The following is a 23,071-nucleotide window of genomic DNA, read 5'->3' on the forward strand; positions in this document are numbered from 1 at the left end:
CTTCTTCCCTATCTCCAATCGCTCTATTATGGGAAACAAACTCGAATTCTCTTTAAAAGAAAGAATCTAGTCATTAAAGACACTCCTATAATACATCTTGATAATATAAGACAATTCTACTGGCTTGATGATCCAAAGAGCTTCCTTATATACAACGCTCTACAATCTTGAGTTCGAAAACTTCTACGGAAGAGAGGAATCAAGCTTCAAGAGACGCTTTGAAGAGTATGAACTCGATAGAATTGCTCAAAGTGATCTGACGATGGTTTGTAGTGAAAGAGAGAGAAGTATCCTCTTAGCAAAGAGACCAAAGCTATCATCTAAAATTATCACTGTTCCCAACTTAATTAATAAGGATCACTATCAGGCCTACCCTCAAGAGGAGAAGAAAACAATTCTCTTTGTAGGAACACTTGATTACTTTCCCAATATAAAGGCCGTCGAATATCTATGCCGAGAATTTGATAGTTCTATTACACCGGCCCACCAAGGAAATTTTGAGTTTGTTATTGCAGGAAGAAACCCCACTCAAGAAGTAAGAGAAATGGTAGCAAGATCAAATTTCATACTGAAGGAAAATCTAAGTTTTGAACAAATGAAAGATCTCTTTGCCAAGACTTATCTTCACTTGGTCCCTCTCATGCATGGAAGCGGGACTCGCCTAAAGATTGTCGAGGCCATATTTTCTAAAGGGCTCGTTCTCTCTACCCCATTGGGAAGAGAGGGTATTCAGTCTCAAAATATTATAGAAGCACCAATTGAGAACTTCTCTGATGAATTTCTTCGTATTATGAATCACACCCCTTCATTTGATGAGAGTGAAAGTGAATACTTTCAAAACTCATGGGATATTGACTCTTGGTTCAAAGATAACGAGCAAATGCTTCGCAATAAGCTCCCTCCCATCAAAGCATGACGCACAGTGATTTTAAGAGCCCTCTGCCAATGTTATAAATTCTTATTAAAATAGGAGAATTTATGAGTATCGATTGGAAAAAAGTAAGTTATATTCTTGGTCAACAAATTGGTTCAGACCTTAAGAATCAGGGAATTCAAGCAGATGTTGAGACATTCTGTTCGTCACTAAAGTCTGCCTTCAATGGTGAGCCAAGTGAAATGGGACAAGAAGAAATCCAACAAGTCATGACAGGATTTCAATCATTCATGCAAGAAAAGCAAATGGAAATGTTAAAAGCTGAAGCTGAGAAAAACTTAGTAGAAGGACAAGCATTTCTAGAATCAAATAAAGCTCAAGATGGAATTCAAACTCTACCAAGTGGACTTCAGTATAGAGTTTTAACTGAAGGTGAAGGAAACAAACCATCAGCAGAAGATACAATTGAAGCACACTATGAAGGAAGACTTATTGATGGAACTGTTTTCGATTCATCATACCAAAGAGGAACTCCTGCAACTTTCCCAGTAAATAGAGTTATCGCTGGTTGGACAGAAGCCCTTCAACTCATGGGAACAGGATCTAAATGGCAACTATTTATTCCTGCCAACCTAGCTTATGGTGAGCAAGGAGCACCTCCTGCTATTACACCAAATGCAACTCTCATCTTCGATGTAGAACTACTCGCTATTAAATAAAATAAAACTAAAGACCTCAGTAATGAGGTCTTTTTTTTGCCTAAGCCCTTCTTCTATGTTACCGATAAAACTTCAAATTTTTCTATTCATAAAAAATATATTGGAGTTTAAATGGCAACTAAAATCACAGTTATTCCAGGTGATGGAATTGGTCCAAGCTTAACAGAAGCAACAATTAAAGTTCTCAATAAACTAGGTTGTGACTTTGAATACGAGTATGCTGAAGCAGGTATTACTTCACTAGATAAAGGAAATGATCTTCTTCCTCAAGAAACTCTTGATCTCATTTCAAAGAATAAAATTGCCCTTAAAGGACCTCTGACAACTCCAAGTGGTGGCGGTTTTACTTCCATCAATGTCACGTTAAGAAGAATGTTTGATCTCTACGCCAATGTTCGTCCCGTTGTGACTTATGAAGGAACAAAGGCCAGGTATGAGAATATCGACATCATCACAATTAGAGAAAATACAGAAGGTCTCTACTGTGGTGCGGGTCAACAAGTATCAGAAGATGAGGAAGTGGCAGAGTCAAAATCAATTGTCACAAAGAAAGGTTCTGATAGAGTTCTAAAATTTGCCTACGACCTAGCGAGAAAGAAAGGAAGAAAGCAGATCCACGCCTTTCACAAGGCCAATATTCTTAAATCGACTTCTGGTCTTTTCTTAAACAGAGCAAGGCTTGCGGCCGAGGAAAATAAAGATATCGAATCAAAAGAGATGATTGTAGACAATGCTTGTATGCAACTTGTTATGAATCCAAATCAATTTGATATGATTGTCACGACTAACCTATTTGGTGATATCATCTCTGATCTCTGTGCGGGACTTGTCGGTGGATTAGGTATGGCACCAGGTGCAAATATTGGTGATGACGTTGCAATATTTGAGGCCGTCCACGGTTCAGCTCCAGATATTGCAGGCAAGAATATCGCAAACCCATCATCTCTTATGCTCGCTGCGGCCCTCATGCTTGATCATCTCGATATGACAGACAAGGCCGACAAGCTGAGAAATGCGATCGCTGATGTCATCAAAACGAAGGATAGATGTACTGCTGATCTCGGTGGAACATCGGGAACAACAGACTTTACAGAAGCAGTTCTTCAAAGATTATAAGCACTTGGGAGGGCATGTCCCTCCCAATTGACATGTTTTAAACAAATACGTCAACTGATTCTGTTGTCATAGAAACCCTCCCATCCTATAAACTCTCCAGAACAACAGGAGAGAGAAAATGAAGAAATTAGTCATTACAGTATTTACGGTTATGTTCCTAATCGCACCGATTCACAAGGCCCATGCTGCTGTCGCAGGAGTTATGGCATTAACAGGGGCCGGAGCCGCTGGTTCAGTTGCCATTGCAGGACTTGCTTCACCTCTAGTTGGAGCTGTTTCATTTGGTATTATTGGTGGGACTAACGGAGATGATATGTCAGTGGCCTTTGGTCAAGCAGTTGGACTCTATCTTGGAGGAATGCTTGGTCTTGTTCTTCTTGACGAAGAAAGTGGATCAATTGAATTTAAGGCCATCACAAATGAAGTTGCGGCCAAACTTGAAATAAATAAGAACGATGCGCAGATCTATAATAGTGAGCTAGAAGAGGCCAATATTATCTTTGCGGAAGTACAGTCACAACTTGATGCTCAATCATCAGTTGAAGAATCACAACAACTTTGGGATGAGGCAAAAGAATTCCTTTCGCCTGAAACATATGCCGTTATGCAAAAGCTAGCACAGGAGTCTAAATGAGAAATTCATTCTTAAATAGTTTAAAAGTTATCACACTGACAATTATGATTGGGTTACTCCCGGCCACAAAGTCTCATGCAATTGTTGGTGTTGCAACAGGTAATGCTCCAATGGCACTGGCCGGACTAGCATCACCAGTAGTGGGATATGCTGGAGTCTTCGTTGGTGCAGAAACAGGAATCTGTCACGAGTTTGAATGTCTTACGATCTTTGCTCTTGGAATTATCGGAGGGCTTATTCTCTTAGATGAAGAAGGTACTGAAGTTAGCTTCGAAAAGATTTCTCTTGAACAAGCATCAAAACTTAAATTATCGCAAAAAGAGATCACAATCTATAATAGTGAGATTGATGAGATAAATGCTGTCTTTGAAGAAGTATCAAATGAGTTAGCTGAAGATTCGACTATTGATGATGCGAGAAATATCTGGCAAGAATACAAAGAGTATCTCTCTCCTGAATCATTTAAAGTAATGCAAAGTCTTAACAATAAATAAGTAAGTTCTGGGCCTCTTTATTAAGGGGCCTTCTTATATAGTAAAAATAAACCCAAGGCTATGGTGAGTAATAACTGGTGTAATAAGATTCATTAATTTTACCTTGAGATCCTTACCATCATAGAGAGTAAAATTCATCTCGACACCAACGATAGGGACAAAATAGAAATCACCAAGTTTAGAAAAGTATGCTCCCTGTGAAAAATCAAAGCCCTCTTCATCAAAATGATAGAATCCAAAAGTTCCCTGCATTTCAAAACGAGGGGTATCAAAAAAGCGATAACTTTGAGCAGCTCCCCATATGGGTTCACAATAAGAATTCTCACCAACAATGGCCCCACTCGACCACTTAGAATCTTTATAGCTATAGCGATAGGTATCAACTCTATTATAAATAACTCCACTCCCCTGAGAGATTTCATTGCAAAGAGGCTTCGCATAAATTCCCTCTGGTTTAACAATATGGGGAGTTAATCCTCCAATGACATAGGAGAATTCTGCGGCAAGGCCATTTGCTCCTGTGAATAGCCCTAAGAATAGTAGAACTTTTAATATTAAAGACATAGTACTTAACTTTGCAATTTAAGTACCAAGATACTGAAGATCGTAGCAAGGATAAGCCCCTGGAAAAACGAGCCCTTGGCCCGACTAGGGCCTAAGGAGCTTTTGTTGCTATGAACAGATTTTAGACATCTGTTCAATGTCATAACTGGGTTTAAATCCCTACTTATAGTGCCGCTTGGGCCTGAGTAAGATCATAGAAAACACCCTTTTTCTCCATTAGAGAATCTGGGCTTCCCAACTCAACAAGTGATCCTTGATTGAAAACCATAATTCGGTCACATTCTTTAATCGTATCTAGTCTGTGAGCGATAATGAATGATGTCTTTCCTTTCATAACATTCTCAACCCCATCATGAAGAATTTTCTCATAGAATGGATCAACGTGGGCAGTTGCCTCATCAAGAATAAGAATATGTGGGTTAAGAAGACAAGTTCTTGTTAAAGATACGACCTGCTTTTCACCTGCACTCATATTGGCCCCACCATCCTTGATTTCATCACCAAGTGTTAGACCACTCTTTTTCATAACACGAGAAAGGCCCGTAATTTTTGCAACCTTCATTATTTCTTCATCACTAATACTAGGATCTACAGTGAGGTTATCTCTAAGACTTCCTTGGAAGATAATAACATCCTGAGAAACCAGGCCGATCTGATCTCTGAGATTGAGAAGTTCCCAATTCTTAATTGATTGTCCATCAATGCGGATATCACCTTTTTGAAAGTCATAGAGTCTTGAAAGAATAGATATAGTTGTCGTCTTTCCACTACCAGTCGTTCCAACAATACCAATTTTTTCACCAGGATTGATCTTAAAGCTGACATCTTTTAGAGACCAAGAGTCTTTATTATAACCCATCCAAACTTGATCAAAGACGATCTCACCTGTAATTGTCTTTCCTTCAAATACCTCTCCCTTTAAAAAGAGATCACTCTCGCTATCCTCTTTAAGAAAATTGGCCACTCTTTGGGCCGATGTGAAGGCCTGAAGAATCACGTGAATCTCCCTAAAGAGCATCATCACCGGACCAAAGAATCGCTCAGTATAACGTGTGAAAGCAACAAAGACGGCCAGGGTAATTGTCCCCTCCATAACTTTAACTCCACCGAACCAAACAAGTAAGATAATCGGCAACGTACAAAGAAAAGAAACCAGAGGTCTAGACCAAGCATAGAGAAGATTTGCCTCTAAAGTCGTCTCAACATGATCTTGGACCTTCTTTTTAAAGATTCTCTCACTCCACTGCTCGAGTCCGAAGGCACGAATAACATAGAGCCCATCAATATACTCACTGAGCTTAGAATTTATACTAGAAGAAAGTTTACTCATTCTTCTATTGATAATATTAACTTTATTCCTAGTAAGAAGTATGACCGCTAAGGCAGGGAGCATAGAAAAAATAAGAATCAATCCAAGCCCGGCATTATTACTTAGCATGGCCGTAGCAGCGGCAATGGCCAAGAAGAAGGCATTGAGCATACGACCAAGAGAAGCGGTAAAAAAGGCTTCCACACCTTCTACATCGTGAGTCATTCTCGTCACAACACGTCCCTGAGGCCAGCGATCAAAGAAAGACATTGGAAGTGAAGAGAGTTTCTTAAAGAGAGTTTCTCTAATTTTTAAAATGACGAAACTCGCCTTCGTCGTAAGAAGCTTCCTTCCATAATAATGTAGTGACAGGGCCAGTAGCTCGGCCGCTAATACAATCACGGACCATTTCTTAGTGAGTTCCCAATTCTTCTTAGCAAGTCCCTCTCCAACAAGAGTTCCTATCGCATGACCAGAAATCATGGCCATGACAGAATAGAGAAGAAGCGAAAATAGGGCCACGCCTATAACGAGTCTATGCCCCTTCGTGAATTGAAAGAGAAAGAGAAAAGATCTCCACTCTGCATATTGTTTCTTGTTAACGACACTTTCATCTTGGTCGTCTACTGCAAGATAGTTTTTTCCTGACATGGTACATCCAAATCGATTATTCGATCGCAATATTTTAAAGTCGACTTTCTATGGGCCACCCAAATAATTGTCGTCTTACTTAGTTTCTTATTTAAATTATTTAAAATCTTTTCCTCAGTTACTGTATCAACGGCCGATAGACCGTCGTCTAAGAGTAGAACCTGCGGCTCTCTCGCGAGGGCCCTTGCTAAGGTTAGACGCTGTTTCTGACCACCAGAGAGATTTATTCCCCACTCCCCTAACTGAGTATTTAAACCCTCATCAAAATCAAGAACGTCAGGACCGAGTCCCGCAAGCTCAAGATAATACCAAATCTTCTCATCTGAGAGTTCTTTATCCATGGCCACATTGGCACGAATACTATCGGCAAAGAGAAAAGGTTTTTGGTGAACACAAGTAATTGTTCTTCGCAAAACATCATGACTATAGTGAGAGAAATCCTTACTAAAGAATTTCACATCTCCCGTATACTTTCTCTCCAAACCACAAAGGATATTGAGTAGAGTTGATTTACCTGTACCGATTTGTCCCGTTATTCCAATTCTATCCCCAAGATTAACCTCAAGATCAATATCTTTAAGGATCTGATTACTTCCATATGAAAAGTTTAGATCACGAACACTAAAAACACTCTGTCCCTGAACACCATCCCCCTTTTCTTGTAAGAGATAATCTTCCTTAGGGTTCTTATAGATTTGTTCAAGTCTTTCTAGGCTGGTTCCAGATTTTCGCCATTCACTGATAATATAACCAAGTTCTACAAGAGGATCTTGTAGTAAGAAGATAAGACCTTGCATGGCCACAAATTCTCCAACCGAAAGCTCTCCTTGAATATTAAGGTAAACACCAAGAGAGAAGAGAACCACATAAGAGAGAATTGAAGTCATCCCAACGTAGGGAATATATTTCAAAGATGTATGCTGAGCTAAAAGTCTTTTTTGACGAAAGTCCTCAGCGCTCTTATACAGTCTACGAAACCAAAACTTTGCAGTCTGTCCTAATTTCTGTAATTTTACAGTCCCAACGGCCTGTGAACTAAGATCGTTAAAAGAAGAGAGATACTCTTGTGAGGTCTCATATCTTTGGGCCTCTAGTTTAGAGAGCTTCTTAATTGCCAAAGGAGTAAAACTCAACATTAAAAGAGAGGCCATGGTAAGGCTAAAACTTATCTGAAACATGGCCACAAGAGTGAAGATACCGAGAAAGATCACATCAATAAGACCAATTAGGGTAAAACCAAAAATAAAACGGGCCTGATTCACATCACTATTGGCGGCGTTCATTAAAACACCTTTAGGGTACTTTTCAATAAGATCTTCTGAAGAAAAGTACTTGGCATTTTCCCAAATTCTCTCTTTCATCTGTCCTGCAGCGAAGTGAGTCTGCCTTCCCAAAGTTAAACGCCAACCCACTCGACCAAGAGTGAGAAAAACCTTGGCCAATAGAATTGTGATAAATAGGAAAATAAAAGTATCAGTTTTAGATTCTTGAACTAACCAAGCAGGTATTTTGTTATCGCTGAAGAAGTCGACCACATGGCCCATGGCCCTGGCGAAATAGACTTGTGAAATATTACAGACAACAACGGTGAGTACCCCAACTAGGTAGATAGGTTTTCTGGCGCTGATATATTCCCACCAGTATTCATAACGAGCTACTTTTGCACTCATGATCCCTCCGTGTGGCGAAATTATATGATACAAATCTGCTGTTGCCTATCAACGGGGACATTAATAATTGAATAAAATACTGACATCTCTTATCATTAAACTATGAACAAGATATTACTATGCGCATTAATGACATTGAACAGCTACTCACTGGAGCCTTTTGCTCAAGATCCAACAAAAGGTGTTGGAAAACAAAATAGGCTCAAGCAACTAGAGAACTATCTGACACAATTTTCTAAAGATTACGGTGAAAATGTCACAAAGAAATTTTCAGGTATTGAAAAGCGTCTGACGACTCTTGAGAATAAGAAATCTTCTCATGACATGGAGGCCGTACTCAAAAAAATTAGAGAAGAAATTGCACAAGTAAGGCGTACCCTTTCTCAAGAACATACTCAGGATATGATTGATATCAAGGATGAAATTGAAAAACTAAAGAAGGACTCGCAAGCTAAAAGAGAAGCACAATTTAAATCTCTCCTTAATCGAATCATGGTTTTAGAAAAAACAATTAGCGGCTTCAGTAAGATCAAATTAAACTGATCCCTTTACGTGGGGTTCAGACCACCCAGATAATCCAGATTATAAAAACAAATAAAGATATCGATATGCGCTTGCAACATGTCGACTCTCTTCGTGAATGTTGCAAACTTGTTTTTAGTGGAGGAATTGCAGGTAGAATTTGGGCAGTTATAAATCATAACTGCCATATGCAAGATACTGAAATATTTAAAAGAGGTATCTATTTAATAGTACGCAGTTTTTATTAGCTAATTGCCTTACCTAGCCAATCCGAAAACTCGCGAATATAATCCTCTATCATCGGCAATTCAACAGCACTTGCCGCACAGGCCATAGCAATACCTTGAGAATTATATTCCTTACCAACAAGTTGCGTACAAAGAGTTTCAATCATCTCTGGATGAAGACTATCCGAGAAAATCTTAGCATCTTTAATAAGCCCCTTATGTGAATCAATGTGAACTTCAACTCCACCCCAAGAGAAACGCTCTTCTAGCTTATGAGTAAACTTTGGTGTTTCTCCAAAGCGCCATTTCCAATCCTTAAGTTTATAATAGTATTCATTAAGTTCTGGAACTGTTTTGAGATAATCGTAATCAAGATATTCGATCTCACAGTCAGCATCATAGAAATTGAGAAATTGCTTAATAATCTGATCACAAAGAGCATCGTGAGAAATATCTGAATTAAATTCTGTTAAATTGGCAACACGCGAGCGTACTGACTGAACCCCTTTAGAGACAAGTTTCTTCTTATCTGGGTTGAGATAATTTGCGAGTCTCGAAAGATTTGCATTAATGAGTAGTGTTCCATGATGAAAGGCCCTATCTTTTGTTTCTTTAAAGGCACTTCCCGAAATTTTTCTCGGCCCATCTTCCATATCAACACAGATATCATTGCGGCCCGAAGCGTAGGACTTCACTCCAAAATGAGCAAGCGCGCGATTAATAATTTCATGATTTTCAGTCTTATCATATGTCTCTTTACCAGACATAAAGGTAAAGTTTGTATTTCCTAGATCATGGAAGACGGCCCCACCACCGCTTTGACGACGAGCTAATTTTACATCATCCTCATCCATTTTTGCCGTATTACACTCTGTCCAAGGGTTTTGGAAGCGACCAATAACAACGGTATCAGAGTTTCTCCAAAGAAAGAGAACTTTAATATTGGGGTCCATATCTCTAAAGATCCAATCTTCAGTCGCAAGATTGAACCAAGGATCAAAGGTATCAGCAATTAGAACACGAACTTTCTGACTCATAGCACATAACTCCTATTAGAAGCCGATTGTGCCATAAACTTAATCATTTAACAATTGCTTAACGCTGCTCGATATAAAGATTAGTCAGACCAATAACGCCTTGAGAACATACATTCATCAATTTTGATAGTTTTTGAGAACGATCTTTAAGCTCTTCAGTTCCATGCTCAATCTTTTGAAGCTCAGAAAAAACTGGGCGACAAGAATTTTTAAGAACCTTATAACTTAGATATTGAGATAGTGGTAATTCATTAACCACAATATGAGTTTCTGCGTTAGTTTTTGACTTTTATCGTCTTATCGAAATTTAAGAGAACTGTTTTCTCTCTAATCGTAAGCTCACGAGCTTGTGAATGAAAAGCAAATGAAATAAAGAATAGTGCTAAAATAGTAAAAGCAACTTCATTTTGACTCCCTTCAAAATTATATCCAATCCCTGGATGAAAAGTTTCTAAAATTCTGTCAGGCCTGAATGCGAAAAATACAAGAACAAAATACTATGTTTTTTTAACTGATCAAAATCTTCTGCAATTGGAGATTTTGCCAATGCAAGATCGTAATTCCCTCTCAAGTGAACATAGTTAAGAGAATCCAACTCTAAATGGTCACTAGGCTTATCACCAATCATCCAAGAGTTCTTTATATCGACAGGGAATTGATGAGTAATTTTTAAAACCATACCAGGGTATGGTTTACGTGTTAGAGAATGCCATTTAAAGTCACCAACACCTTTTTCAAAATGATAGGGCGCAACTTCGACTGCTTTGATCTCTACTCCAACTTCTGCGAGTTGGCGTTTAATCTCATCGTTAAAGAGGCGTACATCTTCAAGAGAGAACTTCCCACGGGCCACACCAGATTGATTAGTGACGATAAACTTTTGGAAACTCTGTGCTTGAGAACACGAAAGAAAATCTTTTATTCCCGATACAAACTCAAGATCATCAATCTTATGAACATAACTATGATCAATATTTATGATACCATCACGATCTAAGAAAATAGCTCTTTGATACTGGTCAAAGCTTATATAGTCAGCAACTGTTGGCATAACTTTCTTCTCAAAAGTTGGCAAGGCCCCAAAATCGCCGTTAACCACCAAGAAGATTCCACTATCGCGATAGAAGTCCTTACATAGGATGAGATCTTGAACCCCAGGAAAAAAACCATCCCCATCAACAACTTCCTCACAATAGTGATGAAACATGCAATTTGTTTCTAGAGGCATGTGATAGAGATTAAAAAGATCAGGCCTAATTTCGCACTTGTCAGTTATAAGAAGAATCTTCTTTTTTTGGGCAATAAGATCTTTAAGCTGCTGATCTGATTGCCACTGCTGAACTTCAAAGAGCTCACTCTTTAGCGCTTTGATTTCGTTATAATCTCTTTGACAAAGAATAATATCAAACATTATTCACCATACCTTATTGAACAATTAATTTTATAAGAAGCCGTTGTAAATTTATTCATCGGCTTAATTCTGATTTGGAGCTTATCTTCACCCATTTGAATCTCAAAAGAAGAGATATTTTCATTGAATGGAAGAAATTCAATACTCTCACAATATTCTTCAAATGACTTAAAGAGGACCTTATCTAATTCATAACGGGACTTCACTCCCCCCTTTGTCACATCCTTATGAAAGCAAATTCCTTGCATAACACGGTGGTCGCCTTGCCCTATTAGTGGCATTAGGCATTGGACAAAGATTTTTGGAGACTCCTCAAAGAGCTCCTTTAAAATACTATAGAGATGAAAATTAAGACTTCTATAAAATTGATGCAAACGCTTTGACTCTTCCTCATTGAGCTCACCAGGCAGATCTGGACGAGTCCACATAGAATCAAATCGACCACAGAACTCAAGCCCATGCATGGCATAGAGATCTTGCCCCATTTTCTCAAAACCATCATCAATAATATTACTAAAGGTTTCCTGTAAAAGGGCCGCCTTTTCAAACTCTTTAAAGTATTTAGATATAAAACTCTTTGCACCACCACTTTTCGTATTAACAAAGGCATTCTTCTTACAAAGCTTTAAACTAATCGGAATCTCACGATCCGATAACAAGAGTATATCCGCTTCTTTGTAAAGGTCGTTATGGAAGCCGCCTGTCATCTTACCAATAACAAGAACCTCATTAATTTGAGTCTCAATTTTTTGAGAAATAAGAGTGGCCATAGATTGAGCAAGTAGCGGGAGTTTGTGGATAAGATCGCGATCATTCTCTCTTAACCAAGACTCATATTTTGAGAACATCTCTTTCATGAGACCTTGAAACCTCTCTAGGAATTTTGGTTCAATATTCTTGGCCCTCGCTACGGCATGAGCGACTAAGTACTCAAAAAGATTCCCCTTGATCTCATTGATCAGCGCCTCTTTTTGAACTTTATTATGAATAGTTTTAAATTCGCCCTTTTTTTTCATGGCCAAATGCTTTCTCTTTCTCTAGACTTAAATCAAATTTATCCAGCTTAAGTTTATCGAACTTACTAGGGATTGTCATGGTTGGTTTTCCATCGATTCTTGAAGGGATCAAAGACCTCGATAAGGGTCATATATTACAGCTATTAGAAAGGGCCGAAGATCTGAAATCCGGCTCGCCGGCAAGACTTCCCCTTCAAAAATCCCTCGCAGTAGCAACTTCATTCCTCGAACATTCAACAAGAACAAAACATTCATTTGCCATGGCCATTAAGAGATTAGGTGGATTTCATATTGATTTCCAGGCCGAGAACTCTTCACTTAAAAAAGGTGAATCTCTCGAGCAAACCCTACTGACATTAAAATACCAAGGTATTGATATTTGTATTATTAGAACTCAACAATCTCACTTACTAGAAGAGTTTAAGGGCCATCCTCCAATAAAGATTATCAATGGTGGAGACGGCTCAAATCAGCATCCAACTCAGGCGCTGTTAGATCTCTATACTTTCTGTGATGATTTTGGCGGGATAAAGAAACTTGAAGGTAAGAAGATAACTATCGTTGGAGACTGTCGTCACTCAAGAGTGACTCATTCGCTAATTGATCTCTTACCAATGTTTGGAATTGAGCTGGCCCTATGTGGCCCTGATGAATTCATGCCACAAGAAATAGCACCGGGAATTAAGAGGATTGTTGATATTGATACAGCAATTCAAGAATCCGATGCCCTCTACCTCCTTAGAATCCAAAGTGAGCGACATAATTCGACTCACGCCGATATTCTCAATGATTATCATACTCATTGGGGAATTAATTTCGATAAATTTAGAAAACACAAGAAGGCCCTTCCAATCTATCATCCAGGACCGGCCAATATTGGAGTTGAAGTCCACGAAGAAATTATGGACTCTGAAATCTGGAAGGCCCATAAACAGGTTGAAAACTCTGTCTATATGAGAATGGCCATTATCGAAGCAATGATTAACAACGAAGACCACCATATTGGTCATGCAAATAAAAAAGTAACAGGAGACATTTGTGAAGGAAAATCACAACACGACATCTAATTCTATTAATGCCTTTACCCCTCCCGTCGATTCTATTCACGACGAACTTTCCTTTTCAAATTCTCTCAAACAAACCCCAATTTTTATTCATTTCAGCGACGGCACTTCATTCTCAGGATTTATCAATCAAAAAGACTTTGATAAAGAGATATGGGGAGAGAGCGCCTTCACAACAGGAATGTCTGGATACCAAGAAACAGCAACTGACCCATCTTTTCTGGGACAACATATAATCTACACCACAGCTCACGTGGGAAATTATGAATATGACGAAAGAGTGAATCAATCTCAAAGCTGTCATGGAACTTGTCTGATCGCAAGACACTTTTCATATAATAAATTCTTAGAAAAGATCAATGTTCCTTTGATATCTGGAATTGATACCAGGGCCCTAACACTATACCTCTCTGGAAAATCTAAGAATCACATCAGTGTGATCACAGCAAATCCACAAGCACCAAAGAGCTCAGAATTCACGACTGACAAGGTACAATGTAGTGATATCTCAAGAGTGGGACAAGATCGTGCACAAGTGATTACAAAAGGAGACAATCCAATTGTCCTCATTAATTATGGTGTTAAACAGGCCATTATCGATAATATCAAGGCAATGGGACACCCACTCGTCACTCTCTCACACACGACAACGATTGAAGAAATTCAGAGCTACAATCCACGCCTAGTTTTTCTCTCAAATGGTCCAGGTGACCCAAGGGAATACACAGAGCAAATATCTGTCGTCAAAGACCTATTAAAAACTAAGATTCCAGTTCGAGGAATCTGCCTTGGACACCAACTCCTTGGTCTGGCCATGGATATGGAAATTATAAAACTTCCATTTGGACAACGTGGGGCCAACCACCCGGTCTATGACCATAAAACAAAGGACCTCTTAATCACTAGCCAAAACCACGGCTACGCCATTTGTTCAGATTCATTTTCACAAAAGGCCGCAGATAACCACGTCTTTATCGAATATACTTCACTCTTTGACCGATCACTAGAAGGAATGAGAAGTTATGACTCTCGCATACGCTCTGTCCAATTCCACCCAGAGGCCAACCCAGGTCCACTTGATGGGCAGATCTTCTTCACAGAAATAAAAGACTATCTCGATGGTGTAAGAAGGGAAATTAGCAAAGAAGAAATTTCACAAATTCCTGAGTACCATAGTGGTCACCTCAATGACGAGATCAAGAAGATCCTCCTTATCGGATCTGGTCCAATCAAAATTGGGCAGGCCTCAGAGTTTGATTACTCAGGAACTCAGGCCCTTAAATCTCTAAAGGAGCTAGGTATTGAAGTTGTTCTTCTCAACTCAAACCCGGCCACAATTATGACAGATAAAGATATGAGCTATAAGACTTATATCGAGCCTATCACAAAAGATGTTATCAAGAAGATTATTGAGAAAGAAAAAGTTGATGCAGTACTTTCAACAATGGGAGGCCAGACGGCCCTCAATATGTGTATCGAACTCGAAGAAGAAAGTTATCTTGCACAAAATGGAGTTAAACTTCTTGGTGCCAATGTTGATACGATTAAGAAAACAGAAGACCGAGAACTCTTTGCTCAGGAGTTAAAAACTCTTGGCTACAAATCAGGAAAGAGATTTAAGGCCTTCTCTCATGATGAGGCCATCACACTGGCCAAGACTCAAGTAGAATACCCTCTCATCATCAGAAGAGATTTCGCTCTTGGTGGAAAGGGTGCTGCCCTTGTTCACAATACCGATGAGCTTAAAGATGTTCTTAATACAAGCGATATCAAATATCCAATTACAATGGAAAAGTCACTTCTTGGTTGGAAAGAAGTTGAACTGGAAGTTATGGTCGATAAGAATCGCAATGGTGTTGTTATTTGCTCAATTGAAAATGTCGATCCCTGTGGAATTCACACAGGAGATTCAATCACAGTTGCACCGGCCCAAACAATATCTGATCGCTGTTACCAACAACTAAGAACCATGTCTTTGACAATTGCAAAACATATGAATGTTGTTGCTGGTGGGGCTAATGTTCAATTTGCCATCAACCCGGCCGATGAGGATGATATTGTTGTCATTGAAATGAACCCGAGAGTTTCGCGTTCATCTGCCCTCGCATCAAAAGCAACCGGCTACCCTATTGCAAAAATTTCTGCAGGTCTTGCTCTTGGACTCACTCTGTTTGAGATCATGAACGATATTACAAAGGTCTCGCCAGTGGCCTTCGAGCCAACACTTGATTATGTTGCGGTTAAGATTCCTATCTTTCCATTTAATAAATTTCCTTCTTCTTCACAAACACTAGGACCTCAGATGAGATCAGTTGGAGAAGTTCTAGCGCTAGGGGGAAGTTTTAATGAGGCCTTTATGAAGGCCTTAAGAGCAACAGAGCAAGGCCTAGAAATTCCGGCCCTAACTCAACTTAAGACAACACCATTTAGTATTGATAATGAGTATATTAAACAAAGACTAAACTCACCTAGAGAGCTTTGTCTTTTGACAACTCTAGTTGCTCTTAGGCAAGGATTTTCTGTTAAAGAAATCACTGAAATGACAAAAATCACGCCGTGGTTTGTAGAACAAATGAATAAATTCTATCACATGGAAAAAGCACTCCATCACTCTCCCAAAATATTGGAAGATGCAAAGATACTCCATGACTATAAAGCAGAGGGTTTCTCTGATAAGTATCTTGCCCTTTTGACGAATTCTGGACTAGAGAGCATTCTAGATTTAAGAGTTAAGAATGATATCTTTCCTGTTTTTAAGGCCGTTGATACATGCTCTGGAGAATTTAGTGCAACGACACCTTATTTCTATAGCACTTATAACAAAGTTCAAGAAGTTGAGCGCTTAGAAAATGCCGTGGCCATCTTTGGCTCAGGGCCAAATAGAATTGGACAAGGAATCGAGTTTGATTACTCTTGTGTCAAGGCCTGTCAACTACTGGCAACAGAGAATAAGAAGAGTATCATGCTCAACTCAAACCCAGAAACAGTGAGTACCGACTATGATAGCTCAGATAGACTCTATTTGAGCCCGCTCTTTTCTGAGGATCTCTTTGACATTCTTCGATTTGAATCTCCTGAAGGTGTCATCACTTCATTTAGTGGACAAACAGGTATCAATATTCGCTCTCACCTCGAGGCCGATTTCAGAAAGAAATATAACGAGTTTAACTTCTTAGGACCTAATCTCGATATTCTCGATCTCGTTGAAGATAGAAAGAGATTCGATGAACTAACAAAGAAGGTTCCTCTTAGTCGAACAACTTCAAAAGAAATTCGTGGTCACAAGCAACTTATCAGCACGATCACAGAAATTGGTCTTCCGGTCATCATTAGACCAAGTTATGTCATTGGTGGTGAGAGCATGTATATCTTTAGAAATCACGAAGATATTCATGAACTACCAGGGCCAATTAAGGAAGGACTAAAAAACTCTTCTGTTGTCTTCCAAGTTGAAAATTATATCGAAAATGCTCTAGAGTTCGATGTTGATCTTGTGAGAGACCACCGTGGAAATACGATCTTCACTGTATGTGAACATATTGAACATGCCGGGGTCCACTCTGGAGATTCAGGAATGGTAAGTCCACCTGTTCACACCTCAAAAGAAATCATTAACAAGATGAGAGAGATCGCCAAGTCACTTTCAAATGAGATGGGAATTATTGGGCCAATCAACTTTCAATTTGCTGTAAAAGGCGAAGATGTTTACTGTATCGAGGCCAACCCTCGTGGATCTCGAACACTTCCATTTCTAAGTAAGGCCGCAGATATCAACCTTCCCGCCCAAGCAACGAAGGCCCTACTAGGACAAGAGATTCAAACAATTGAAGATCTAAAAACAGAGCATTTTGTGGTGAAACAATCAACATTCCCTTTTGATAGATTTGTTGATGACTCAATTATCCTAGGGCCTAAGATGAGATCCACTGGTGAAACTCTTGGGATCGACAAGAACTTGAAAATGGCCATGTTCAAATCTTATCTTGGAAATTACCCGGGAATAACAAAGAGAGGAAAGATTCTAATCTCTCTCGCAGACAAGAGTAAAGAAATCCTAAAAGAATACTTAGGAGGTCTTCACGAACTTGGTTTTGAATTTGTCGCAACAAAAGGAAGTTGTCGCTATATTATCGAACAAGGTTACAAGTGCCAGCTAGTCAACAAGATTGCAGATGAAAAAGATGGAGCCTCGATGCTCGATGCTATAAAAGATGAAGACCTAGTCATGGTTTTAAATACTCCTTTAAACATGGGAAGATCAAAATCAGATGGTGAGTATATTCGAAATGTAGCAATTCAGTATGGTGTCCCATGCTTTACAAGAGAAGAGAATGTTCAGGCGATTGTCGAGAGTATTCTAAGTTATCACACACAAAAGATGGCACCTGTAGCACTACAGGAGATGCACTAGGATTAAATATGGAAAGAGGAATCTCAAAGGTCATGCTGGCCTTAGATAATATGACAGATCAGGAAATCCGTGAGTTCTTAAACGCTCACGGGGCCCTTCTTAAAATTGTAAAAATTGGGATGGAGGCATTTTACAGATATGGCCCTTCTTTTGTTGCTGAAATTTCAAAGCAATATGGTCTTGAAATCTTCCTTGATCTCAAGCTCCATGATATTCCCAACACCGTATCAAAGGCGATTCATTCTCTTAAAGGACTACCAATCGCATTTCTCACAATCCATTTAAGTGGTGGAGAAAAGATGATTAGGGCGGCCCAATTGGCCATGCACGAATCATTACCTAAGGCAAAACTCTTGGGAGTTAGTGTGTTAACTTCACTAGATGAAGAAGATTGCCAAAAAATCTGGCAAAGAAACACGGACGAAGTTTTTCACTCACTCTATGAGATGGCCCTTAAGAGTGAGATTGATGGAATTGTTTGCTCGGGATTTGAATTGGCCCAGGCCTTCGAAATAGAAAGAGCAAATAACTCTCAGCGTGCCCCAATAAAAGTCTGTCCAGGTATTCGCTTTGAAAACTCCACTAAAGATGATCAAAGTCGAGTGATGACACCAAAAGAGGCCTTTGACAAAGGTGCCAATTACCTGGTGATGGGAAGAGCGATTACAACTAATCCAAAGTGTTTAACTCAAGTTGAACTTTTCACATAGTTGTAACTCAATAGATTTCTGTTACAATTATCCTGATCAAATATCTAGGAAGGATAATGAAAGTAGTTGATGAAATTGAAGAACTAAAGCGAATGAATCATGCTCTAAAAGAGAGCAATCGTGTTCTTAAAGAAGAGTTAGAAAGAAAGAATACTCTTATTAACCACCTTCCCTGCACTATTAGCTGGATTAATAGTGACCTAGAATACCTCTCAATTAATAAGGAACTTGAAGACCTTCTTGATATTCATAATACAGTTTTTGAATCTCAAAAAGTTGGTTTTCTCAAGGCCGAAGGTAATCCATTCTACGAGTTTATTCATAACTTCTTCGAAAAAGACCTTGAATTTGATCAAACAGAATACACAACGACAATTAGTGGCGAACAGAAATACAATCTCGTCATGGCCCAAAAGTATAAGAATAGCAAAGAGGCCGTTGTTATTGGATTTGATATTACGGAAAAGAAGATGCTAGCGAATCAGATTCTCCATGATGAAAGATTGCGCTCAATTGCCGAACTCTCAACCGGAATAATTCATGAGATTAAAAATCCCCTTTCTGTAATTAAGGGTTCTGCAGATATCCTACAAATGCAGTTTGCAGATGAAAATTTCAATCGCGCCCCTGAGTTTTTGGAAAAGATCAACAAGATGTCTGATCGTATTCTCACTATTATTGATGGCCTAAAGAACTTGGCCCGCGATAATCGAAATGATATTAAAGAGCCAACTCTACTTTCTAAGATTCTTGAAGAAAGTACTCTCATTGTTAAAAATCGTGTGAATACTTATGGTGTCGATTTCAACATTCTCAATTCTCTGGACGATGATATCGAGATTAAATGTATAGAAGGACAAATGATCCAAATCCTCGTGAACTTAATCGGTAACGCCTGTGAGGCCGTTTCAGAGCTTGAACATAAGTGGGTAAATCTCACAATTCAAGAAGATGAAAAAAACTATATTATCCGCGTCACAGATAGTGGAAATGGAATTGATGATAATACTCTAGAAAAAATCTTCAACCCATTCTTCACAACAAAACCCAAGGGAATTGGAACAGGAATGGGTCTAGGAATCTGTAAAGAACTGGCCCAAGAACATGGTGGAAGCCTAAATTATGAGCTTCACAACAACCACACCTCTTTCGTATTTCATTTGCCAAAGTAGCTAACACTACTTAGTCAATTATTTCCTCCTACGTACTCACTTCAATAAAAAGTGTTAAAATTTCTTTATGAAGTTAGTGTTTATCGCCCTATTTACAACATCCCTTTTAGCTGCACCAATTAAAGGTAAGCTCTATGCTGAAACAAAGTGTCTCAAAGAAGACACCGGCCAACTCTTTATCGCAGCTAAATCAAAACTCATTTATCAAATTGAACTTCCTCCACGGGGAAGTTTTCAAGTCGATCTGCCAGCAGGTGAATATCGAGTGAGTTATATTATGAAAAACGGATGCTCAGCAAATCAAACGATTACTCATAAGAACAAGGCGCAATCGATGGGCCTAAAGGTTAGAAAATGAAATACTTTATTCTCTTAGTCACGTTAATTTTGATTAAGCAAGTAACCTTTTCTTTAAGCATGCCTGCACCAGAACCAGTGAATGGTATTCGATGTATGGCCCTAACACCTCAGTGTATGGGAAATAATCAAAGCACTAGACCAAGTGATTTCTGTTATCAATGTCAGTATATTCAACAACAGAACTGGCGCTTCAATATGATTCCAACTCATGCGCCTTGGTGGTCTCCCTATGGAAATTATAACTACTCAAACTTCTATCGCCCTGGAGCTTGGTATAACCATGGCCTAAGCAATCACTACTACCCTGGACAAGGAAATATGGTGGCAGGAAAGCCAAACCTCTACTTTCATGGAGTAGAAAAAGACTTGAGATTTGTCATCAATTTCAATAAGAAGGCCAATATGCTCGCCTCAGCCCCAATTCATAATGAAGACGGGTGGATGCTAAAAAAAGATCGCAACAAGATTGTCGTCAACGGAAATAAATATGACTATCTCTACTACGATTACAAGCTCGACTCTCACTCATTACAAAGCTCACGTGGATTCTGTGGTGATAGGCACTCAGTCTTTAAGAAAATGGTCAGCGCACTTAACGAAATGAAATTCAAAGATAAAGAAGTGACTGATTTTGAAGATTATTGGTCAGTAAAGCTTCCTAAGGGGAACTTCTGTGTCTATCCTCAAAGTCACGATGAATTGCAACAGATCGCTCAATGGAATAGCTCTCATGCTCCGGGATTTTTTAAGCGAGTTCTCTTTGTGGTAGTACCAGAGGCCATTCTAGGAACAAAGTATGCGGCCAATTTTAAAAATAGGCCATCACAGGGATGGAATCCAATTTCTGGAGTCTATCGTCATCCTTCAAGCACTAACCCCCTTCAAGTTCATGAGTGGGGAATTGCATTTCTTACAACAAATAAAAAGAAATAAAAAAGCCTCTTTTAAAGAGGCTTTTCTTATTTTGACCAATATGATTCTTCTAAACTTTCTTCTTTAACGGGAAGGCCATGAGATAGCCTTGGAGATCGCTGCTTTAAAACTTCATAGCTAGTTCGGTTGGCATACTTACAAATTTGGTGGATCGATGAGTATGTCATGTAGCGACTATTATGCTTTGGAGAATTGGGAACAACGGTCTTATGATAGTTATTGGCCGCTATATCATGCATCAAAGCAGCAAGGGCAGCATCTCCGGCCCCATTCGTATTTTCAATCTTAACAGGTCCCCCCATAAAAGGATTAATATGTGAGTATATCTTTATTGGCTCATCACAAAGCTCTTTTACCTGGGCCCTCGAATATTCAAACTTATTATACTCAGCTATAGACTTAGAGTGAATTTGGTCACTCGTTGCACGAGCATCTTTCTTATCGGCCCATGCACCAATATAAAGACCTTTCTCGCCAACTGTCACAAGAGCAAAATCTGTCATATCTAATATCTTTTGCGCTGCAAGCAGTGGATCATCTGATTCAGTCAAGGCCTGGGCCTCATCAATATTCATGGCCGCAATATTCACATGATCTTTGATAAAGTTTTGAAAAAAGTCACGATTTTCTTGAATTAGAACACTTGTTCCCAAGGCAAAGACCACAGGAACTTTATTCTCATTGGCGATTTTAACGGCCTTCATTGTCGACTTAAAAAGAGGAGCCTTTGGGTCACGTAATAAAAAGGCCGTGACCAATAGGGCCGAAGAATTAGCAATAACTTCCTCTGGAATAAAATCTTCTGAGAGCTCATTCATAATCCCCTTACCAATGGCAAATGTTCTCTCCTTATCTGGAGTAACAAAACACATTGCCCTTCCCATATGTCCTCTTTGAGGTTGGAGGTAACTGAAATCAACCTTTGAGCTTGTTGTGCAGATATACTTGAAGGCATAGTCGCCAACTTTTATACTTTCGCAAATTGTCCCGAGGGCCACAGATTTATCGTCGGCTAAGACCGAGTAGTTATGTAATGTATTACCAACAGCTCCCCCAGCAAACTCTCCAATAATAGAGTCATTGGCCTTTGATTCTTGGTAAATCTGCTCAATAATATCATCGGGAAGAACAACTGACTGACCGGCCGTAAGCCCGAATTTCTCTAAGAATTCATGATCCGTATCGATTTCAATATCTACTAATAACTGGTCAATTCCAACAATGTAGACATTCTTCTTACTATTAAAATCACTCTCAAAAGGCATCCTTCCAATTTCTTCAACTGGAAAGTAATGCTTTGACTTACGCTTACCAGGAAATTTCATCCCGTCCCCCCAAAAAATACTAAACTGGTCAAAAATTACTTTTTGATTATAATAAAAGTATGAAGAAAATTTTAGCTTTATTTTCCATTATTTTGATATCTTTTAATACTCATGCTTATAGGTTCGCCTATACTTTAAGTAGCAAGACAATTGTCTATGCCGATCAGGCCTTGAAAATCCCAATTGGATATATTAAGCCTGGAAGAAAGCTTAAAGTCGCTGATAAGTCCCTTAAAAGAAATACCATCGTTGGTTTAGTTGTAACTGGGCGCGTGGCCTACGTTAAAACAAAAGATCTTCAGTTTGATCTTGAAGGCCAAGAACTCGACGAAAACCCAAAGATTAAAGAGCACAATGTCGACATTCTCTTTAAAACTGCGGAAGATAAGCTAACGGAAAATAACTACTTTGTCTTTGACTACTCTATCATTGATGGCGGTGCCGAATGGGATCAGCTTAACGAGTCACTTGGCTCTGCCGATTCATCTGATATTGCCTCATACCAATTTAAAGTTGAACACCGCTCCCCTCAAAAGAATACGGGCTTCTCATTTGCTCTTTCATGGCTCACGAGTTCGACCGAATCAGTAAAATTAAAAACTCTAGTAGGAGATGCTGAGTATCAATTTAGACTCTTTCAAACAGAACTTTTTAGTATCGAAGGTTATGCTGGAGGAAGTCTCTCAGGAGATATTCAGTTTAAAACAGGTCTCGATCAAATTTCAAAAGGAATCTTAATTGGCTATAGCTTTGGTGGAAGAGTGAGACTCTTTCCATTTAGTCAGTATGGACTCTATGGGGCCGCAGGATTCAAGAAAATACTTCCAAAATCTACTGATCCACTTGCCACAG

At 39.1% G+C, this 23,071-nt stretch carries 21 protein-coding genes; 13 read left to right on the forward strand and 8 right to left on the reverse strand.

Translation table 11 applies throughout. The features are described 5' to 3' along the window. Positions 1 to 127 precede the first annotated feature (127 nt). The 5 genes from M901_RS09215 to M901_RS09235 all read left to right on the forward strand — a co-directional run bounded on the left by M901_RS09215 (position 128) and on the right by M901_RS09235 (position 3,837). Positions 128 to 916 carry a glycosyltransferase gene (locus M901_RS09215; RefSeq protein WP_021277929.1) on the forward strand — a complete coding sequence of 263 codons (789 nt, stop codon included), beginning with the start codon at positions 128 to 130 and terminating at the stop codon, positions 914 to 916. A 62-nt stretch (positions 917 to 978) separates the two neighbouring features. Then, complete coding sequence (locus M901_RS09220) at positions 979 to 1,593, forward strand: FKBP-type peptidyl-prolyl cis-trans isomerase (RefSeq protein WP_021277939.1); 615 nt, start codon at positions 979 to 981, stop codon at positions 1,591 to 1,593. A gap of 111 nt (positions 1,594 to 1,704) precedes the next feature. After that, complete coding sequence (locus tag M901_RS09225; protein WP_021277932.1) at positions 1,705 to 2,709, forward strand: isocitrate dehydrogenase; 1,005 nt, start codon at positions 1,705 to 1,707, stop codon at positions 2,707 to 2,709. Positions 2,710 to 2,827: 118 nt separating this feature from the next. Then, entirely contained in the window at positions 2,828 to 3,343 is a 516-nt protein-coding gene (locus M901_RS09230; protein WP_021277937.1) for a hypothetical protein, read from the forward strand. Then, a complete protein-coding gene (locus M901_RS09235) occupies positions 3,340 to 3,837 on the forward strand; it encodes a hypothetical protein (RefSeq protein ID WP_021277934.1) in 498 nt (165 codons plus the stop codon). The genes M901_RS09230 and M901_RS09235 overlap by 4 nt, the downstream gene beginning before the upstream one ends. A gap of 33 nt (positions 3,838 to 3,870) precedes the next feature. On the opposite strand, the gene M901_RS09240 is transcribed toward M901_RS09235, so the two are convergent. The 3 genes from M901_RS09240 to M901_RS09250 form a co-directional block, all read right to left on the reverse strand. Next, complete coding sequence (locus M901_RS09240) at positions 3,871 to 4,401, reverse strand: hypothetical protein (protein WP_034721588.1); 531 nt, start codon at positions 4,399 to 4,401, stop codon at positions 3,871 to 3,873. 163 nt (positions 4,402 to 4,564) lie between these two features. Continuing rightward, positions 4,565 to 6,361 (reverse strand): ABC transporter ATP-binding protein, encoded by a 1,797-nt coding sequence (locus M901_RS09245; protein ID WP_021277941.1) that lies wholly within the window; start codon positions 6,359 to 6,361, stop codon positions 4,565 to 4,567. Beyond that, the gene (locus M901_RS09250; RefSeq protein ID WP_021277949.1) at positions 6,334 to 8,031 is read right to left on the reverse strand and encodes an ABC transporter ATP-binding protein; all 1,698 of its coding nucleotides are present in this window, start codon (positions 8,029 to 8,031) and stop codon (positions 6,334 to 6,336) included. Before M901_RS09250 ends, M901_RS09245 begins: the two co-directional genes overlap by 28 nt. Positions 8,032 to 8,133: 102 nt before the next feature. Here M901_RS09250 and M901_RS09255 point away from each other — a divergent pair, with 102 nt between their 5' ends. Beyond that, positions 8,134 to 8,574: a hypothetical protein gene (locus M901_RS09255; RefSeq protein ID WP_198295379.1), complete on the forward strand. Its 441-nt coding sequence runs from the start codon at positions 8,134 to 8,136 to the stop codon at positions 8,572 to 8,574. A 223-nt stretch (positions 8,575 to 8,797) separates the two neighbouring features. Here the strand turns inward: M901_RS09255 and M901_RS09260 are convergent, their stop codons facing one another. From M901_RS09260 to M901_RS09275, 4 genes are all read right to left on the reverse strand, one after another. Next, complete coding sequence (locus tag M901_RS09260; RefSeq protein WP_021277936.1) at positions 8,798 to 9,817, reverse strand: lipoate--protein ligase; 1,020 nt, start codon at positions 9,815 to 9,817, stop codon at positions 8,798 to 8,800. A gap of 58 nt (positions 9,818 to 9,875) precedes the next feature. Then, on the reverse strand, positions 9,876 to 10,076 hold the full coding sequence (locus M901_RS09265) for a hypothetical protein (protein ID WP_021277948.1): 201 nt from the start codon (positions 10,074 to 10,076) through the stop codon (positions 9,876 to 9,878). Positions 10,077 to 10,268: 192 nt separating this feature from the next. Then, positions 10,269 to 11,228, reverse strand: a complete 960-nt coding sequence (locus tag M901_RS16495) for an HAD-IIIA family hydrolase (RefSeq protein ID WP_021277931.1) — start codon at positions 11,226 to 11,228, stop codon at positions 10,269 to 10,271. Beyond that, positions 11,228 to 12,244 carry a hypothetical protein gene (locus M901_RS09275; RefSeq protein ID WP_034721590.1) on the reverse strand — a complete coding sequence of 339 codons (1,017 nt, stop codon included), beginning with the start codon at positions 12,242 to 12,244 and terminating at the stop codon, positions 11,228 to 11,230. Before M901_RS09275 ends, M901_RS16495 begins: the two co-directional genes overlap by 1 nt. A gap of 77 nt (positions 12,245 to 12,321) precedes the next feature. Here M901_RS09275 and M901_RS09280 point away from each other — a divergent pair, with 77 nt between their 5' ends. The 6 genes from M901_RS09280 (at position 12,322) to M901_RS09305 (ending at position 20,894) form a co-directional block, all read left to right on the forward strand. Then, positions 12,322 to 13,311: an aspartate carbamoyltransferase catalytic subunit gene (locus M901_RS09280; protein WP_021277930.1), complete on the forward strand. Its 990-nt coding sequence runs from the start codon at positions 12,322 to 12,324 to the stop codon at positions 13,309 to 13,311. Further along, positions 13,283 to 17,719, forward strand: coding sequence for a carbamoyl-phosphate synthase large subunit (carB, locus tag M901_RS09285; RefSeq protein ID WP_021277944.1), 4,437 nt, complete (start codon positions 13,283 to 13,285; stop codon positions 17,717 to 17,719). Before M901_RS09280 ends, carB begins: the two co-directional genes overlap by 29 nt. Before the next feature lie 8 nt (positions 17,720 to 17,727). Then, entirely contained in the window at positions 17,728 to 18,429 is a 702-nt protein-coding gene (pyrF, locus tag M901_RS09290) for an orotidine-5'-phosphate decarboxylase (protein WP_021277938.1), read from the forward strand. A 56-nt stretch (positions 18,430 to 18,485) separates the two neighbouring features. Further along, the gene (locus tag M901_RS09295; protein WP_021277935.1) at positions 18,486 to 19,601 is read left to right on the forward strand and encodes a sensor histidine kinase; all 1,116 of its coding nucleotides are present in this window, start codon (positions 18,486 to 18,488) and stop codon (positions 19,599 to 19,601) included. A gap of 67 nt (positions 19,602 to 19,668) precedes the next feature. After that, positions 19,669 to 19,959 (forward strand): hypothetical protein, encoded by a 291-nt coding sequence (locus M901_RS09300; protein ID WP_034721592.1) that lies wholly within the window; start codon positions 19,669 to 19,671, stop codon positions 19,957 to 19,959. Beyond that, positions 19,956 to 20,894 (forward strand): hypothetical protein, encoded by a 939-nt coding sequence (locus M901_RS09305; protein ID WP_034721593.1) that lies wholly within the window; start codon positions 19,956 to 19,958, stop codon positions 20,892 to 20,894. Before M901_RS09300 ends, M901_RS09305 begins: the two co-directional genes overlap by 4 nt. A 26-nt stretch (positions 20,895 to 20,920) precedes the next feature. Here M901_RS09305 and M901_RS09310 read toward each other — a convergent pair whose 3' ends face one another. Further along, complete coding sequence (locus M901_RS09310; RefSeq protein ID WP_021277940.1) at positions 20,921 to 22,219, reverse strand: inosine/guanosine kinase; 1,299 nt, start codon at positions 22,217 to 22,219, stop codon at positions 20,921 to 20,923. 59 nt (positions 22,220 to 22,278) lie between these two features. On the opposite strand from M901_RS09310, the gene M901_RS09315 reads away from it, so the two are divergent. Continuing rightward, positions 22,279 to 23,071 (forward strand): hypothetical protein (locus tag M901_RS09315; protein ID WP_021277933.1); only part of this gene is annotated, 793 nt, incomplete at its 3' end.

Origin of the sequence: Bacteriovorax sp. DB6_IX (assembly GCF_000447775.1) — a bacterium.
GTDB lineage: Bacteria > Bdellovibrionota > Bacteriovoracia > Bacteriovoracales > Bacteriovoracaceae > Halobacteriovorax_A.